This window comes from Candidatus Mesenet endosymbiont of Phosphuga atrata (genome assembly GCF_964020175.1).
In the GTDB taxonomy this organism is placed as follows: Bacteria; Pseudomonadota; Alphaproteobacteria; order Rickettsiales; family Anaplasmataceae; genus Mesenet.
This window is the reverse complement of the sequence record NZ_OZ026541.1, coordinates 868,690-885,336: the sequence shown is the minus strand read 5'-3', so window position 1 is coordinate 885,336 and position 16,647 is coordinate 868,690. Positions and strand designations below refer to the sequence as shown.

13 protein-coding genes and 5 pseudogenes are annotated in these 16,647 nt (G+C 32.1%); 10 read left to right on the top strand and 8 right to left on the bottom strand.

All coding sequences use genetic code 11. The annotated features are described in order from the left end of the window. Positions 1-45: 45 nt before the first annotated feature. Genes AACL09_RS04310 through era form a run of 4 tightly spaced genes read right to left on the bottom strand, consistent with a single transcriptional unit; the run spans position 46 to position 2,466 of the window. A complete protein-coding gene (locus AACL09_RS04310) occupies positions 46-489 on the bottom strand; it encodes a hypothetical protein (protein ID WP_339047235.1) in 444 nt (147 codons plus the stop codon). Continuing rightward, positions 453-719, bottom strand: coding sequence for an ankyrin repeat domain-containing protein (locus AACL09_RS04305; RefSeq protein ID WP_339047233.1), 267 nt, complete (start codon positions 717-719; stop codon positions 453-455). Before AACL09_RS04305 ends, AACL09_RS04310 begins: the two co-directional genes overlap by 37 nt. 45 nt (positions 720-764) lie before the next feature. Next, positions 765-1,580 carry a 3'-5' exonuclease gene (locus AACL09_RS04300; protein WP_339047231.1) on the bottom strand — a complete coding sequence of 272 codons (816 nt, stop codon included), beginning with the start codon at positions 1,578-1,580 and terminating at the stop codon, positions 765-767. After that, a complete protein-coding gene (gene era, locus AACL09_RS04295) occupies positions 1,573-2,466 on the bottom strand; it encodes a GTPase Era (protein ID WP_339047229.1) in 894 nt (297 codons plus the stop codon). The genes AACL09_RS04300 and era overlap by 8 nt, the downstream gene beginning before the upstream one ends. Before the next feature lie 58 nt (positions 2,467-2,524). Between era and recR the strand changes: the two genes are divergently transcribed. From recR to AACL09_RS04255, 8 genes and pseudogenes are all read left to right on the top strand, one after another. Next, entirely contained in the window at positions 2,525-3,124 is a 600-nt protein-coding gene (gene recR / locus AACL09_RS04290; protein WP_339049019.1) for a recombination mediator RecR, read from the top strand. Between the two features lie 170 nt (positions 3,125-3,294). Next, positions 3,295-3,979: pseudogene (locus tag AACL09_RS04285) on the top strand (IS5/IS1182 family transposase). A gap of 71 nt (positions 3,980-4,050) precedes the next feature. Further along, on the top strand, positions 4,051-4,596 hold the full coding sequence (locus AACL09_RS04280) for a nitroreductase family protein (protein WP_339047227.1): 546 nt from the start codon (positions 4,051-4,053) through the stop codon (positions 4,594-4,596). A gap of 5 nt (positions 4,597-4,601) precedes the next feature. Then, on the top strand, positions 4,602-5,423 hold the full coding sequence (gene dapF, locus AACL09_RS04275; RefSeq protein ID WP_339047225.1) for a diaminopimelate epimerase: 822 nt from the start codon (positions 4,602-4,604) through the stop codon (positions 5,421-5,423). A 32-nt stretch (positions 5,424-5,455) separates the two neighbouring features. Then, positions 5,456-6,046: a COQ9 family protein gene (locus tag AACL09_RS04270; RefSeq protein ID WP_410519833.1), complete on the top strand. Its 591-nt coding sequence runs from the start codon at positions 5,456-5,458 to the stop codon at positions 6,044-6,046. 208 nt (positions 6,047-6,254) lie between these two features. Further along, positions 6,255-8,132 carry a hypothetical protein gene (locus AACL09_RS04265; RefSeq protein ID WP_339047221.1) on the top strand — a complete coding sequence of 626 codons (1,878 nt, stop codon included), beginning with the start codon at positions 6,255-6,257 and terminating at the stop codon, positions 8,130-8,132. A gap of 58 nt (positions 8,133-8,190) precedes the next feature. Further along, complete coding sequence (gene holA / locus AACL09_RS04260; RefSeq protein WP_339047220.1) at positions 8,191-9,186, top strand: DNA polymerase III subunit delta; 996 nt, start codon at positions 8,191-8,193, stop codon at positions 9,184-9,186. Between the two features lie 44 nt (positions 9,187-9,230). Then, the gene (locus AACL09_RS04255) at positions 9,231-10,604 is read left to right on the top strand and encodes a malonyl-CoA decarboxylase (protein WP_339047218.1); all 1,374 of its coding nucleotides are present in this window, start codon (positions 9,231-9,233) and stop codon (positions 10,602-10,604) included. Between the two features lie 113 nt (positions 10,605-10,717). Here the strand turns inward: AACL09_RS04255 and AACL09_RS06455 are convergent, their stop codons facing one another. Next, positions 10,718-10,840, bottom strand: coding sequence for a hypothetical protein (locus AACL09_RS06455; protein WP_410519795.1), 123 nt, complete (start codon positions 10,838-10,840; stop codon positions 10,718-10,720). A 217-nt stretch (positions 10,841-11,057) separates the two neighbouring features. On the opposite strand from AACL09_RS06455, the pseudogene AACL09_RS04245 reads away from it, so the two are divergent. After that, positions 11,058-11,410, top strand: a pseudogene (locus AACL09_RS04245) (IS481 family transposase); the annotation flags it as partial. A gap of 104 nt (positions 11,411-11,514) precedes the next feature. Here AACL09_RS04245 and AACL09_RS04240 read toward each other — a convergent pair. The 3 pseudogenes from AACL09_RS04240 to AACL09_RS06450 form a co-directional block, all read right to left on the bottom strand. Continuing rightward, a pseudogene (locus tag AACL09_RS04240) lies at positions 11,515-12,628 on the bottom strand (IS256 family transposase). Positions 12,629-13,181: 553 nt separating this feature from the next. Continuing rightward, a pseudogene (locus AACL09_RS04235) lies at positions 13,182-13,623 on the bottom strand (transposase family protein); the annotation flags it as partial. Between the two features lie 517 nt (positions 13,624-14,140). Continuing rightward, positions 14,141-14,275: pseudogene (locus AACL09_RS06450) on the bottom strand (transposase family protein); the annotation flags it as partial. Positions 14,276-15,061: 786 nt separating this feature from the next. Between AACL09_RS06450 and AACL09_RS04225 the strand changes: the two are divergent. Continuing rightward, positions 15,062-16,525, top strand: coding sequence for a proton-conducting transporter membrane subunit (locus AACL09_RS04225; protein ID WP_339047216.1), 1,464 nt, complete (start codon positions 15,062-15,064; stop codon positions 16,523-16,525). Positions 16,526-16,647: the final 122 nt, after the last annotated feature.

Sequence of the window (16,647 nt, the reverse complement as noted above, 5' to 3'; positions counted from 1 at the left end):
TTTATATTAATATTTTTCTTGTTTGACATGGTTTGTTGAACGTTCTCAAAAGAACTTATACGTTTTCTGATCACCTTTATCAATAGCTTTAGATAATTCATTTTTAACAAAAAACTGATCAATCTCTTTACCAAATTTCACTGCTAAATTAACGGTATTCATACTTTTATTAGCAATACCAAGATCAAATATTGCGTCAGCATTTATATTACATTTATCATTTTTTTTATAACTTGCATATGATTCAAACTGATTATAGAATCTTGCCTCTCTTCCATGTTTGAGCAATAAAGATGCAATCTTATTAGTGTTATCTAATTTTTCTTTATAATTGGGATCATCTGATTTTTTTTGTTCGATTTTCCTGAAAAATATAAATGTAATATCTAAAGGAGTATATTTTTCATTTTCTTTTGCGTTGACATCAGCACCACATTCAATCAATAAATTAGCTAAGTCATAATTATAAAACGCACAAGCAAAATGCAATGGTTACGATTACCTACTTTCTCAATATCTGCGCCAGCATATATTAATAACTTAGCTATATCAAAATGCTTCTCTAGCATAGCAAAAATCAAAGGAGTGTTTTCATCATTGATATCTCTCTGATCAATGTATTCATTAAGGTTATCGATGTTACGGAGTAGAAGCTTACTAACTTCATCTAAAGAATTTTGCTTAATAGCCGTGAATAGATCTGTATTATTTATGCTCATCTTATCCCCCAAATTATTAAATTGATGATGTACTAGTCTAAATTTTTACAAAGCAAAATTTGCCATTTTCTTCCACTCTTCCTTAAATTTAAGTAAGTGATCTTTTTGACTATTCTCTAGATGCAAAAGTAAATCATCGAGATTTTTATTATAACTTTCAGTTGTAATCCTGCCTTGATGTTGCATTAGCTTGAGGTAAATTAGATAGGTGTTAATCACGTCAGTTTCACAATAATCCCTAATTTCTTGGATTTTGCCACTATCGTATAAACTTGTAACTTGCCCACCATCAGTACCAATTTTTCCCGGAAGCCCAAGTATTGAACATACCTCATTCATCTTAATTCTAGCTGAAGCACCAAAATCAGAAAGCGCTTCAAGTAAATCGCAGTGCCAATCAACGCTATAGCGCTGCATATAATTGCTCCACTTATCACCTGATTTATAAAAATACTCTGCCTGCACCCCATATTTCATCGCTCTATACTTAAGTACCGGTAAGTCAAAAGTGCGGCCATTAAAAGAAATCAGCCTTGGTTTGGTTTTAGAGATGTATTCAAAAAAACCTTGGACTAATTCCTTTTCATTGGAATCTAGTTTCCCTCCAGATCTTATCTCTCTCAATACAAAAGTTTCATAGCCACCACTGCGGATAATATCAGCAAACAGGAAACTAATAACTACCACCTTATGAAAAGGCTGGCGCAAAAAAGGATTCTTTCCATCTGTTATTCCTAAGTGATACTGAGTCAATGCCTCCCGCTTTTGCTGTACATCACCATCTATTCTACCTATAAGACCATCACAAGCACTAATATCAGGGATGGTTTCAATATCAAAAACTACTAAAGAATTAAGCATGATCTACATACTCCTTCGGACGATCTTGCCAAGATTTCCGTATTTTAACAAATAAAAAAAGATGTATTTTAACTTCAAACATATCTTCAAGTTCTGTGCGTGCGGCAATATTTATCTTTTTTATATTTTCTCCATTTGTACCAATAATAATTTTTTTATGACTCTCTCTAAGCACATATATAACTTGTCTTACAATTAAACTTTTATCTTCCTTTTCCTGCATTTGTTCTGTCATCACTGCTAGAGAGTATGGCAGTTCCTTATTTAAATTTAAAAATAGTTTCTCGCGTGTCACTTCAGCAGCTATAAAACTAGTTGACGTATCAGTTATGCAGTCCTCAGGATAAAGCCATGGACCTTCAGGAGCAACAGTAGACAAATATGCTAACATCTCTTCCACACCATCGTTTTTTAATGCTGAGATCATAAACATTTGATCAAACCCTCCATAAGCTGCAGTAAAATGTTCATATGCTCTTTTAATTTCTGGTTTTGTAGCCAGATCAATTTTATTGATTACTAAAATGCATCTAATATTTAATTGCTTTGTTCTTGCAATAACTTTTATCATCTGGTCACTACCATAAGAGAAATTTCTAAAATCAAGTAAGAGCAAAACGGCATCTGTGCTTTTTATTGCAGACCATGCAGAGCTTACTATAAATTTTTCGAGTTTAGTTTTAGCAGCAAAAATGCCAGGAACGTCAATGAAGATAAATTGTGTTTCTTTATATATGGCAACTGCTCTGATCTTAGTACGTGTTGTTTGTGCCTTAGGAGTAATAATAGAAACTTTAGCTCCGACAATGTTGTTGATTAAAGTAGACTTACCAACATTCGGCAGACCAGCTATTGCAATTGTTAAACACTTTTGTTTGATAGTCATTTTACTAATTTTTAATATTATGTCAATATGACGGCAAAAGCTTAAAACTGCAATGAATATAGATATAAAAAACTTAATTGAGATGTTTTCTAAATTACCAAACCTTGGCCCTGCTTCATCACGAAGACTCATTCTTCATCTAATTAGAAACAAAGAAAAAATCATGCTACCACTTGCGCATTCAATTCGAGAACTTGCAGAACAAGTTATAGAATGTGAGATATGTGGCAACCTTGAGACAAAGTCACCTTGCTCTATCTGTTTAGATCAAAGACGTAACACTAAGCTATTATGTGTTGTTGAAGACTTAGGAGATCTATGGGCTTTTGAAAAAGGCAAAATATACAGTGGTTTATATCACATTCTTGGTGGAACTTTATCGGCGATAAATGGTATAGGTCCGAAAGAGCTAAATCTGCAAAAGATTATAAGTAGAGTAAAAGAATCTAGCGTTGAGGAAGTAATCATCGCCACTAACTCAACGCTCGATGGACAAGTTACCGCTCACTACATAGTAGATTTACTGAAAGGCTTAAATGTGAAAGTATCACGTCTAGCTTGCGGCATACCAATTGGTGGGGAAATCGACTACCTTGATGAAGGAACACTAAATGCAGCTCTTTGCTCAAGGCAAGAGATAAACTCAGCAAAGGTATAATCTACATACATCTAAATAAAATGTTACTCAAATCTTGGTCTTTCTGCCGATGGGCCTTCTTCTACTTCAATTTTAGACATTTCTGCTTCTGATTCAGTTTCCTGATGTTCTAAGAACCTGTACGCGATCTAGGAAGAATGATAAGATGGATAATAATATATATAAAAAATATGTTATGCGAGATTCATACCCAAAGTCGTGAGAAATTCGAAAAGATTAAACCAACTTTGGAAAGCGCACGAAAAAGCCAAGAAAGCAGAATTTATACGAGTTATTTTGCGGCGTGCTGTACGTTTTAAAGAGTAGTGGCGAATGTTGCCTAAACAAAATGGCGCAATTACTATGATTATTTTAAGAGATGGAATAGGTATAGATAAAGAAAGCGTTTTGGAGCGTATCTTAAAAAAATTAGTTGGGTTTCAACAATGGTCGGAATACCAATTCTGCATAATTGATGCCCAGAGCGTGAAAAACACCGATACTGCTGAAGAAAAAGGTTATGTAAGAAAATTTCAGGAATATATAGCGGTGGATAGTCAGCGCATGCAATTTATATCACAACAACTAATATCGTAGATCTGCTGTAAAAATGGTTTGGAATGCTAAAAAAACCTTTCAGAAGTTCAAAATATACTGGTTGATATACAGGGGAAAAATTTGCAACTCAAATAAAAGCGATTATTGGTGCAACTGTTGAAGTAATCAAACGAAATGAGCTACATTCCTTTGTTGTATTACCAAAAAGATGGGTTGTCGATTTGCTTGGTTAGAGAAGATTATGGAAGAATTGTGAGAGGAAACTCAACACTAGCTTACAAATTTTCTTTTGTTGCTCTTTTGCTAAAAAGATTATGAACAGGCTCTAATAGATTTAATTTAAATTAATACAACTATACTAAAGTAGTGTTATAATTTTTATTTTTATAGTGGATTTACTAGATTTAATAACTCAAAGGTACAGTGGACGTTCTTATGATGGAACAAGAGTTGTCACTCAAGAGCAAATTGATATGCTAATTGAGGCAGCAAGATGGGCTCCATCGTGTTATGGTGATGAACCTTGGAGATATGTAATTTGCAATAAACAAAAAAACCTGAACTCATGGTATACTTTATTTAATTGTCTGACTCAGAAAAATCAAAAATGGGTAAAGGACTGCACTTTGCTTATAATTTGCTGTAGTGCTAATAATTTTCGTGATTTAAGTAGAGGAAGTAATAATTGGAGTAGCTATGATACTGGTGCTGCAACTTATGGGATGATGCTTGGAGCAACTAGTATGGGACTCATGGCTCATCAGATGGCTGGATTTGATAAAGGTAAAGTAATTGCAGAGTTTGGCATACCAGAAGATTTTGATGTTACATCTGTTATGGCAGTTGGTTATGCGAAAGAAGGTGAAGGACCGTCAGAGAGAAAAAGAAGACCGATAAAGGAAATGTTTTTTTATGATAAATGGGATAAATCTTAAAAAAGATGGAGACTAAAATACCATTTATCAAAATGCACGGTACTGGCAATGATTTTGTCATAATTGATGCTCGTTATAATAATTATCCCAATTTAGATTACAAAAAGATAGCTAATCGCAAGAGAGGAATCGGCTGTGATCAAGTGATAATCATAAATCACTCAACTAAAGCTGATTGCATGATGAACATTCTCAATGCTGATGGCAGTAGTGCAGAAATGTGCGGTAACGCTGCTCGGTGTGTAGTAGAGCTTATGATAGCAGAAAAAGGTAATAACTGTGCAACTATTGAACTTATAGATCATAGGATCATAAGTGGAGAGCGCTTAGATAATAAGCAAGTAAGAGTGAGCATGGGTAAGCCTTTGTTAGAATGGAATAAAATTCCACTTTCCACTCTATGCGATACTTTAAATCTACCTATAGAACTTGGCCCTCTTGCAAATCCAGTAGGGGTTAGCATGGGCAATCCACATGCTGTGTTCTTTGTTGGTGATATATCGAGCATACCGTTTGAGGAACTGGCACCTAAGCTTGAAAAACATAACTTATTTCCAAATGGTGCAAATATTAGCATTGCTCAAATAACAAAAAAACAAATTAATATGAAGGTTTGGGAAAGAGGTGTTGGCATTACTGATTCATGTGGAAGTGCAGCATGTGCAGCTTTAGTTGCAGCAGTGCGTCGTGGATATATTGACGTTAATAAAGAGGTAATAATTAGATTACTAGGTGGAGATCTATTTGTAGAATTAAGTGAAGGTTATGAAGTATTTATGAGAGGTGAGGTTGCTTATGTTTTTTATGGTGAATTAATTCTTAAATGAAGATTATTCAATATAGAGTTGAAATGAATGATATAGAACAAATAGTAGATAATTTAATAAAAGCTATACCTTTTGAAGGGGTGAGTGATAGTACTCTGCTGAAAGTGTGCAATGATTTGCAGCTGGCTGCAAGTTTTTGTAAGTTTCAAAATGGAATATACAGTGCACTGGAGCATATATCAGATAATTTTAACAAAATGATGATAAAAAAACTAAGCAACATTGATCTAAATGCTCTAAAGGTACGTGAAAAGATTAAACTTGCGATAAAAATATACCTAGAAAATTATGCAAAATTGCAAAATTATAGGGAGTTTATAAAGAATGTTATATCATTTTCTTTGCAGAATCCGTGCTTTGCTACAAAAACGCTTTACAACAGAGTAGATAATATTTGGCATGGAATCTGTGACATCTCAACTGATTTTAATTATTATACAAAGAGATTGACTCTAGCATCAGTATATTCTAGTACAGTACTTTACTTTATTGACGATTATTCACAAGATTTTGTTGATACCTTATCCTTTTTAGATAGGCGCATAAACAATATAATAGCCTTTCACGAGCTTAAGAAAAAAATTAAATTACCTGTTTTAAAACCCTTTGATATCAAGTTGTAAATTAAGAATATAAAAATCGCATTAAATAATTCATATATATTTCTAAAAAAACCTTTTTTTAACATTTATCATATAAACGTTAGTTTAAAGTGTATTAAAAATTGATTTTTGTCACATAGAACTGGTCTACATAAATACTTATGCTAATATTGATCTATCGTTTTTTCTACTTTAAATAGACAAAATTCTATCATGGGGGATACAAAATATGATTTTTAATAATAAACATGAACAGAAATATTTAGACCCAGAAGAGCCAAAAAGTAATACGTTTATAAGACTCAATAAATACATAGCACAAACACAATTAGAAGCTGCAGTATTGGGGATAAATAAATCATCTGTATCAGTGTTTAGTAAAGATGGCAACATTAATCAGCTTACAATTAATGGCAGTACATTACTAGAAGAAGTTTTCATTCTTTGGTTCAATGGTATGTATGGTTTTATAAATAATCTCATTAGTTTTATTGAATATATCAATCTTTTGATTAATCAAAATGCTCGTTTCACTGATGAACTTAACATTCAAATTCAGCAAGATATTTCTAAAGAGATTAGTGATTTTATCGAACCAATAGGCGATAACAAATATACTGTAGTAGGATATCAAAAGGAAAACGTTATTTTTACTAGTATACGTAATGCTAGATTGAAGATGGGTAAATTTTTAGAAAGTGAATTTTGTCGTAATAACCGTTTATTTAATAGTCATTTCAATATTAATGGTAACAAAGGGTATGCACAAAAATATAATAATGGCATGAGAAATTATGTGATTTACCGTGGTTGTATAACTATGAGAGCAAGTTGGAGTGTTATGTCATCTGATGATGATAATCCTCAGATCACAAAAAAAGAGAGTATAAACATCTATATAAAGGATAATGGAGCTATACATATAAGCAAGCAAGATAGTTCAAGATATAGAAATGGCGAAATAAATTTTAATGGATGTCACGTATTAATAGGTGATATCCCGTTAAGAGATGCTCTAGATAAAGAGCGTTGGTTGTATTCTAATAATCAAATTTTCTGTGATAGTGGGTATTGTGAAACAAGTTCTGAAGGAAAAACCTCTATGTTTGATTCAAATAATAGTGACTTAGTAAATCTAGATATTTACAAAGTTAATCAAGAAAACAATGAAAACTTATTAGTAAATACAAGTATAAAGCAAAGCCAATACGTTGGTTCGTCAGATGGTTGGTCGGTTAATACAGGTGATTTTAGCTTAGTTATGAATCTTATAGATGAAGTATCGAATAATATTGCAGAGATAGGGAAAGAGAAAAAAGTGGAAGAAGAGGACAACAAAATGGAAGAAGAAAATAAAATGTATTTTAGAAAGTTAAATTCTAATAGATTATATACTCAATTCAGTAAAGAAAAAAGGTGTACTTATGAGCAGCAAACAACAATAGCCTGTGGTATAAGTGTTGATAACAGTCAAACAAGTTTTGAACACAGTGATCAAAATAATAATGTAACTGCAAGTAACACAGGTAGTTTAAATAATCAGTATTGCGAAGATATAGATATTAAAGTCTTAGCTACCATTGGTAATGCTTCCAATTCTCAGGATAAAGTTGCTGAATGGTTAAGTAATCAACCTAATAATAACGTCCGTTCGAGAAAAGATTCATCCAACACTACTACGTCTAACACAACACCAAGTCCTGGTGAACCAGATAGAAGTAGTGTAAACGATTTAAGCTGGGATGACAATACATTAGATTTAAATGATACGGAATTAGATTACGACCCTCCACGTGGGACTCGGTCTTTTAATAGCAAACACAGAAGTAGTAGTGTTCCTACAAGATTAGGTACATTACGTGAGGTTCTAGATAATAGTCAAAACTGTAATTTTAATGAATCTTTTGCAAGACCTACAATTACAGTAACATGCCCAAAGGCAGAACGCGATATCTCTTCAGAGTTAGATACACTATGTGAGGTTCCAAACAATAATCCAAACTATAATCTTAATGAATCATGCATTTATTCTATAGTACAAGATCAAAATGAAAAAATTACCAAGTTTGGAATATACTGTGTGCCACAAATTAGATGTTTATGTTAACAATAAGTTGACAATTCTAAACACATAAGAAAACTAAAATTGTCTTATATTTTACTACATGAAAATAACACCTTTTAAAATTAAGGAGTTTTTAAAAAATCCAGGTTCAGCTCAAGGACTTTTAATCCATGGTAACGACCCAGGACAAATAGATTTTTATAGTAGAAACATTATAGATACACTCAATAAAAACGAAGAATTTACTATCTGTAAAATAGAGTTTTGTGACGTTAATAAATCTCCAGGGTTATTATTTACAGAACTTGTAAATATAACGATATTTAACAAAAAAAAGCTTGTCTTACTTATAAATGTTACTGATAAAATATCTGAAGAGCTAAAGAAAATATTAAATAATCATATTGGAAATAACTATGTCCTAATGATAGCAAAGGCAACATTGGCTCAACGCAGTTATTTTGAAAATGCCAAAAATCTTGCGGTTATCGGTTGCTATAAAGACAGCAATAATAACTTACATGATATAATTCTAGCTTATCTGAAACAAAATAACATAAGCTATACAGATGAAACAATTGCTGAACTGCAACGCTGTTTAAGTAATAGCTTTTCTTTTTACTTAGAGCTTGAAAAACTAATAACGTATTTAGGTGACAAAAAACATGTTAAAATAAGCGATATTAAGAAGTGTTTTGGTTCTAAAACCTACGATGTGGCTGTAGACGATCTGTGCTCTGCAATAGTTGAAAAAAATATCAATGATTTTATAAAATACTCTAACATACTTATGGCTTATGGTAATTTTTCGTCTATTGCTCTTTTAAGAATTATATCAAGATATTTCATGCGCCTTAGCACTGTACTTAATGCCATAAAAAGTGGCATAGATGAGCAAGAAGCAATTAAGATGCTTGATCCACCTTTGTTTTTTAAGCAGCTACCAGTCTTTAAAAAACATGTGCGAAATATAGATCATTTAAGGGTTAAGGTAATACTACAAGGATTGTTAGAGTTGGAAATAATCTCTAAGCAAACTGATGTGGATAGCAAATTAATCTTTCAACACAACATAATGTCAATGTTGCTTGCTTAAAGTTAAAACGGTAACATAACTATAATGTATAAGTTTTTAAAGTTATGACTGATCAGCATTTTACAAAAATCAAGCGCAATGCTATAGCAAGTATTCTAAGAGCTTTAGGAGAAGCCACCGAAACAGTACGCTCATGGGTAGGAAGTATCAGTGAAGATCTAACTGGTAATAAGGATATTGAAGCATTAAAAATGAAGATGCAAGAGTGTTTAAATCCCAAAGGCGGAGAGGTGACTGCAAGAAGGAATACAGTTTCCCTTGGCAATTTATATTTAAATTTATCAGAGGTAGGAAAAGTAAGGTTTTTAAAGATACTAGTGGAAGAGTTTAGCGCAAACAAGAAAGAAATTAACGATAAGATAACTGCATATCAAACAAATTCTGATCCTAAGTCTAGCTATAAATTAGAGCAAGAACTCATAACTTCTCTTGAATCACCACGCCTTAAGATATTAAAGCAATTTATTTCTTTAGAAAATGGATTGAAATTCATTGTTGATATGAGATCTGATGCACTTAAATTAAAGAGTGAACATAAGATACTTTCTACGCTTGAAAAAGATTTAAAAAATATACTATCTTCTTGGTTTGATGTAGAATTACTTGATTTTTGCCAAATAACTTGGGATTCCTCTGCATCACTACTTGAGAAATTAATAAAATATGAAGCGGTACATAAAATTACTTCTTGGGATGACCTAAAGAACAGGCTAGGTCTTTGTTTTGCGTTTTTTCATTATAAAATACCAAATGAACCATTAATATTTGTTGAGATTGCTTTAACTGATGAAATTGCAAATAATATCCAGTCTTTACTGGATGAATCAATACCTGCAACTGATCCTAAAAGTATGAATACTGCAATGTTTTATTCCATTTCTAATACACAAGCTGGCCTGTCAGGAATAAATCTTGGAAATTTTTTGATTAAAAGAGTGGTAGAAAGATTATCACAAGAATTTAAAAACATTAAAACGTATGCCACACTATCACCGATGCCAAGCTTTACTAAGTGGCTCAGTAATGTGCCTAAACCTGAGCAGTTAGCTCAAAAGTTAAAAATAGATAAACCTATATCTGAGGTATTAGAATACATTAATTTACCTCAAATTCAAAATTGCCCAGATGATATAAAACAGATTATACTTAAATTATGTGCACACTACCTCTTAAAGGTTAAAAATGAAAAGAGTAATAGTGCTTTTGATCCTGTAGCACACTTTCATTTAAGTAATGGTGCTTCTATAAAAAGATTAAATTGGCTGGCAGATACTTCGGAAAAGGGTATAAATCAATCATTTGGCATTATGGTTAATTATCTATATGAATTATCAAAAATAGACCATAATCATGAAAACTATATGATTAATAAAATTATGTCATCCACAAAAGATGTATCGAGTTTATTAAGTAAATAATTCGAATTATATTTTTTGTGATTCAAATTGTGAATAGGAGGAAAATTCTATATATTTCCCCCTATTCCTAAAAACCTTTTCCTTTTCTACCAATCTTACATCTATAGTATTTCCTAAAATAAACGATAAACTTCAATAATAGCGTTACCAACAAGAAGAAGAAAGTTGTCATGTTGCTGTATTTTAGATCTGAGCCAGCTTTTAATAGTACGCCAGTAATGCTCAATTGGATTCAAATCTGAAGAATATGGAGGAAGATAGAGTAAATTGCCTTTTCAATTAATTTTCTTGTTTTAGCAGTTTTATTGCTTTATATGTATTAAATAAAACTTGAACTGACACTTAGAACAAAAAAATAACAAAAAATAAGAGAAATGAATACAATACAAAAAAAATACCAAAACTAGGATTTTAGCAAAACAACTAGGAAATGTGTCACAAGCGTGCAAAGTGATGGGATACTCAAATTTTATCGCTTCAAGGAGTTATACGAAAATGGAGATGAGATAAGTAAGAAAGTTTGCAAACAGAGTCTCTGAAGATGTAGAAAGATCTGTATAGCAACAGAATTTCCAGCATATAAAAAATGAGCTGAGAAAAAAATAATATCTGAAGGTGGATAGTTGAGACTTTTAAGAAAAGACTTAAAGCACTAGAAGCAAAAAGATGGAATAATTCTAACAGCTTTAGAAAAAGTGAAAGAACAAAGATAGTGAAATTGATACTCAGGTTATCTGGGTGCTCAAGATACCTATTATGTAGGTAATATCAAAGGTATAGGACGAATCTACCAGCAATCGATACTTATTCTCGTTTGCTAAGTCGATAAGACAGCAATTACCTCTTGCTAAATGATAGCCATTCTTTGATATTGCGCGGGAGTGTTCAACAAACTGTGTCAAACCATATTTTAATTCAACTGAATTTTCAATCTATTAGGAAAGAAAATATCAAGTTGAGAGATAGTTAAAGCCCAATTTGGTATAGTCCAATTTTGCTCTACCTTTTTTATAGCACAATATACCTGCTTGTACAAAGCATTTGTACTGGTAAATTGGTTTTAGTAAATTTTCTGATTTGTCGGTGTAACCCCTCAATAGGATTGGTTGTATAAATTAGCTTCCTAACAGGGCCAGAATATTTGAAATAACCAGATAAATTCTCCCAATTATTCTGCCAAGATTTTACAACTAAATTCTCTCCATTTTTCTTCCAACTCAAGTAAATAATTTTCAGCAATTTCTCTACTTGTAGCACGATATATTTTTTTCAGATCATTCATTTTACATCTTTACTAGATACATATTTCAGTGAATTTCTTACTTGATGCACTACACATTTCTACATTAGGAAATACTCTGTTTATGGCTGTAGGAAGGCTTTTTAGTCCATCTACACAGGCAACGATTCCACACTTTGAGATCATTTAATACACTAAGCCAGAACTCACTATCAGCCAGATAAAAGCCCAATACTTCTTTTCTGCCATTTTGATCTATACCTAGTATGTTATACATACATTTACTTACGCATCCTCTTTGACTTTAAAAAACATATGAATACTATTGGATATACAGATTGCAGTTACGCCATTCGTTGGTAGTAATTTGTCATTGATATTTCTGCTGCCGATATCTTGTGGTCATAAATTTCTTCAACATGTGATGCTATGTCTCTATAGCCCATACCACTGGCAAATGTGCTTAGCTTCAAGTTCAGGATGCAAGTTTGTTTGTCTTTTTTTGATTATTTGTGGTTCAATTCTCTATCCCTTGGTGTTAGCAGTTCAAACGATCCTGAGTAAAGTTTTCGAGTTTTTTCCATTCCTGCGATTCTTTTCTTCATCTTCAGACGATAAATGATTTTCTTTCTAAACTTGCTTCTATCAGCTTTTTTATTAATGGTGTTAGTGCTCCTCCTTTGCCAGTTAGTGGCTTGCCTTCTCGTATAGATGACAGAATATTCTCTTCCAATTCTTTATAGTCTACTAATCCAATATAGTTATTTGCTGTTTTTTGACTCATGTGTAAAACCTCCATTTTTTATACTATTTAAATATATTTATTCTCGGTTTGACACAGTTTGTTGAACACTCCCTAACCTGAGTATCAATTTCACTATCTTTGTTCTTTCACTTTTTCTAAAGCTGTTAGAATTATTCCATCTTTTTGCTTCTAGTGCTTTAAGTCTTTTCTTAAAAGTCTCAACTATCCACCTTCAGATATTATTTTTTTCTCAGCTCATTTTTTATATGCTGGAAATTCTGTTGCTATACAGATCTTTCTATGTCTTCCGAAACTCTGTTTGCAAACTTTCTTACTTATCTTATCTCCATTTTCGTATAACTCCTTGAAGCGATAAAATTTGAATATCCCATACGCTTGTGACACATTTCCTAGTTGTTTTGCTAAAATCCTAGTTTTAGTATTTTTTTTGCATTGTATTCATTTCTCTTATTTTTTGTTATTTTTTTGTTCTAAGTGTCAGTTCAAGTTTTATTTAATACAAGTAGTTGATAACATGTAAATTTTCGATTCTTTAAAAATCCTAAAGTCATGTCGTTTACCGTGAGCAAAATACAATTTTCTTACTTTCTTTTGCTATAACTACTTGTGTCTTTATCGTATGTTTCTTTTTCTTTCCAGAATAAAATCTCTTCTGCTTTTTTTTGGTCTCTCTATGGGAGTTTCTGTTTCGTCTACTACCAGAATCTCATATGCACATCTGACTTTAATAGCTCTTTTTTTCCAGGTAATGCAAAATCTGGGTGCTCTATTATTCCACCCACTTTACTGTTTTATATCTCCCATAGTTTTGTGCAATATGGAAATATGTACGACGCAAATATTCTAGTACCATTAACAAACATGCATTGTTTATTTGGTTTTCCTCCTCTTGTCTTTTTCTTAGCCTCTTCCTCTATTAAAATTTCTATCATTCTTTTGAATGTACTACACTTTACTCCTGTTAACCGACGAAACTCCTCATCTCCCAATCTGCTTATTTTTTCAAATCTTATTATACCTACTGTACCATCTTCAGCATGCTATAACCTTTTATATAGTTATGCAAGAGGTCTATTCTGATATTAACTATTTAAATTCTTCTGTCAGTTAATTCATCATTGTCAGATTAAGTCTTGTCTAGTACAGATTATGTTAAACCTCATTTTTCTAAAAATTACGGTAAACATAATTTTAAATATCTTTGAATCTTATTTTCCACTCTCATCCTAAACGACGCAAGCTATGATCCTTTTGCTCCGGGGTTTTTTACGGTATTTTTTATACTTTCTGCAATTTTTGCCAACCCTAGAATCAGCATATTTTATGCTATCTACTGGCAGAACTGTTTTCGTATCTTAAACACGATGAGATTTTGAAACCTTGTCCGTTTTCTTCATTTCGGTTTTTATGTTTTCTTTTTTCCAATTCCTTCTCTTTTTGCTATCTTTTGGCTGCTGTGTCTGTCACATCTACCAAAATATTTTTTCTGGTTTTGTGATCTTGATTTTTTTCGCTAACCCATTTTTTTTAGCAAATATTTGAATTGTGTAAATTAAACAAATAGCCCAAAAATGGATGCATTATATACGTTCGGTAGTATATTAACACACATAAAATTTTGTCTTCTAGCGTTTTAATGTGATTCCGTCGCCTGTTTTTTAACTTTTTCCCACTAACTATTTCGACTATTTTTTCGCATTCTGCTATCAGCAAATTGACGGAATATATATTTGCCACTTTTTCATAACTTCTGCCAAAACTGCTATTTTATATCTTTCTCTCTCTTTTTATACCTGTTTCCTCATTTTCGCAGGGGGTCTCTAGTCAAACAATGTTGAATTTCTTATATCGAAGTCATGAATTTTGTCTTTAGGAGCTTTTTTAAGCAAAGAATAGGAGAATTGAATACAGTTATGAATCTTATAAGGCACAGCAAATTTCAAGAAAATAACAGCCTGTGCGAGAATCCCAGATATTTACAATATTCCTACATAAATATAAACTTTTTGTTCGCGCTTCACAAATATCAACATGAAAATATCGTATTTTTTGAAGTTCTGGCTTAGTATTCTTTTTAGGTAAAGATTGTGTCTTTTTAAGCAACGATACTGCGAGATAAGGTAGTTGTTTAAAAAACAATCATCTAAAGGTTTTTGACGGTCATTCCTCTCTCTCAGATAATTAGGGCCCATAGTTCTATAGAAGTTTCCATTTTAAGACCGTTTTAGGATTCAGGTTATATTGTTTACTTAACTGCGTGATTGTAAGCGCTGTAATTCTGTTCGCACAGCGTACGTTGTCTTGTGTGTAATATCTGTCCCACAATATCTCCTTTTCTACTAAGGAATAACTTACACTATTACTTGTTGGGACTATAACAGCTAGTACATATAAAGCAATTGAGCTTTTGTTATTTAATCTTACTATTTACTTTGATATAAATTTAAATTTATGCAGTTTTTTATAGACTTGAAGTATACTTTACTGGCAGCTGTTTTTTTGCCATTTTTCAGCGGGCTACTCATTTATCTATGTAACAAAAAATTAATTAGAAATATAATTATAATTACATCATCTTTCCTCTTATTTATATCAACAATATATATCTATTACCTATCTATTCACTACCAAAATTTAAGTTTTACATTGCTTGATTTTGGGAAGGCACATATCAGTTTTAAAGTAGAGCCAATAGGTATGACATTTAGCTTAATTGCTTCTTTACTGTGGGTGCTCACTAGCATTTATGCAGTTTGTTATATGCAAAAAAGCTATTCTGGTGGCTCTAACCTTTTTTTTTGCTGCTTCTCTATAGCTATAGGGTGCACGATATCTATCGCCTTTGCTGGAGATTTATTAACTACCTTTGTTTTTTATGAGCTACTTACTATAAGTACTTATCCTTTAATTGTATATAATCTAAGCAACGAGGCGATAACTTCTGGACGTTATTACATAGGATTATTGTTTGGTTCCTCAATGATTTTACTGCTTCCAGGCATAATGTTACTGCAAAACCTTACTGATTCTTTAGACTTTACAGCAGGTGGTTTGTTACAGAATAATATTGTATCTCCAACTTTTACAGTTGTTCTTTTGTTCTTATTAATCTATGGCATAGGAAAAGCAGCACTGATGCCTATGCATTTTTGGTTACCTAAGGCAATGGTTGCTCCAACACCAGTTAGCGCACTACTTCATGCGGTAGCTGTTGTTAAGTCTGGAATATTTATCATTATAAAAATTGTTTTCTATATTTTTGGCATAGAAAATCTGCAAAATTTCGTAAAGCAGAATTGGTTTTTAGGCAGCTGGCTAACATATGCTGCTGGTTTTACAATTATAGTTGCCTCTTTAATTGCGCTTAAACAAAACAATCTCAAAAAATTACTAGCCTATTCCACAATATCGCAACTATCATATATCATATTGTCAGTATTAATTTTTACTCATTTTGCGATTAAGGCAGCAGTATTTCAACTGGCATGTCATGCATTTGCCAAAATTACTTTGTTTTTTGTGGCAGGTTCAATAGCAACAGTATCAGGTAAAAAGTATTTACATGAAATGCATGGTATAGGACGTAGTATGCCAATTACTATGTCTGCTTTCACTGTAGGCGCATTTGCAATGATAGGCCTTCCACCTACTTCAGCTTTTTGGGGTAAATTTTTCATTATTAGGTCTGCCTTTACCGCAGATAATTTATTTGTTATTATAGTCTTAATATTTAGTACTCTACTGAATACTGCATACTTTATTCCAATAATATATAATGCTTTTTTTATAAAGCCATCAGACAGTTTTAAAGAAGCACCAATGCCACTTCTTGTGCCCCTCGTTATTACATCAATGCTGACCTTGATTATCTTCTTTTTTCCAAGTTTGATATTAAATTTATTAGATGAGCTATAGGCAACTTTAAATAATAGGGTTTTATAGTTGGGACGTATGATATACCCAGTAGATTTATGAGTACCATGTAATAAATAATATTTATAAATATGTCAGATTTAGTATATTATTAAAGATACTTG

Coding starts and splice junctions, on each gene's coding strand:
- AACL09_RS04305 (WP_339047233.1), bottom strand. CDS start 719: ATGAGCATAAATAATACAGATCTATTCACGGCTATTAAGCAAAATTCT.
- AACL09_RS04300 (WP_339047231.1), bottom strand. CDS start 1,580: ATGCTTAATTCTTTAGTAGTTTTTGATATTGAAACCATCCCTGATATT.
- era (WP_339047229.1), bottom strand. CDS start 2,466: ATGACTATCAAACAAAAGTGTTTAACAATTGCAATAGCTGGTCTGCCG.
- dapF (WP_339047225.1), top strand. CDS start 4,602: ATGGAGACTAAAATACCATTTATCAAAATGCACGGTACTGGCAATGAT.
- AACL09_RS04265 (WP_339047221.1), top strand. CDS start 6,255: ATGATTTTTAATAATAAACATGAACAGAAATATTTAGACCCAGAAGAG.
- holA (WP_339047220.1), top strand. CDS start 8,191: ATGAAAATAACACCTTTTAAAATTAAGGAGTTTTTAAAAAATCCAGGT.
- AACL09_RS04255 (WP_339047218.1), top strand. CDS start 9,231: ATGACTGATCAGCATTTTACAAAAATCAAGCGCAATGCTATAGCAAGT.
- AACL09_RS04225 (WP_339047216.1), top strand. CDS start 15,062: ATGCAGTTTTTTATAGACTTGAAGTATACTTTACTGGCAGCTGTTTTT.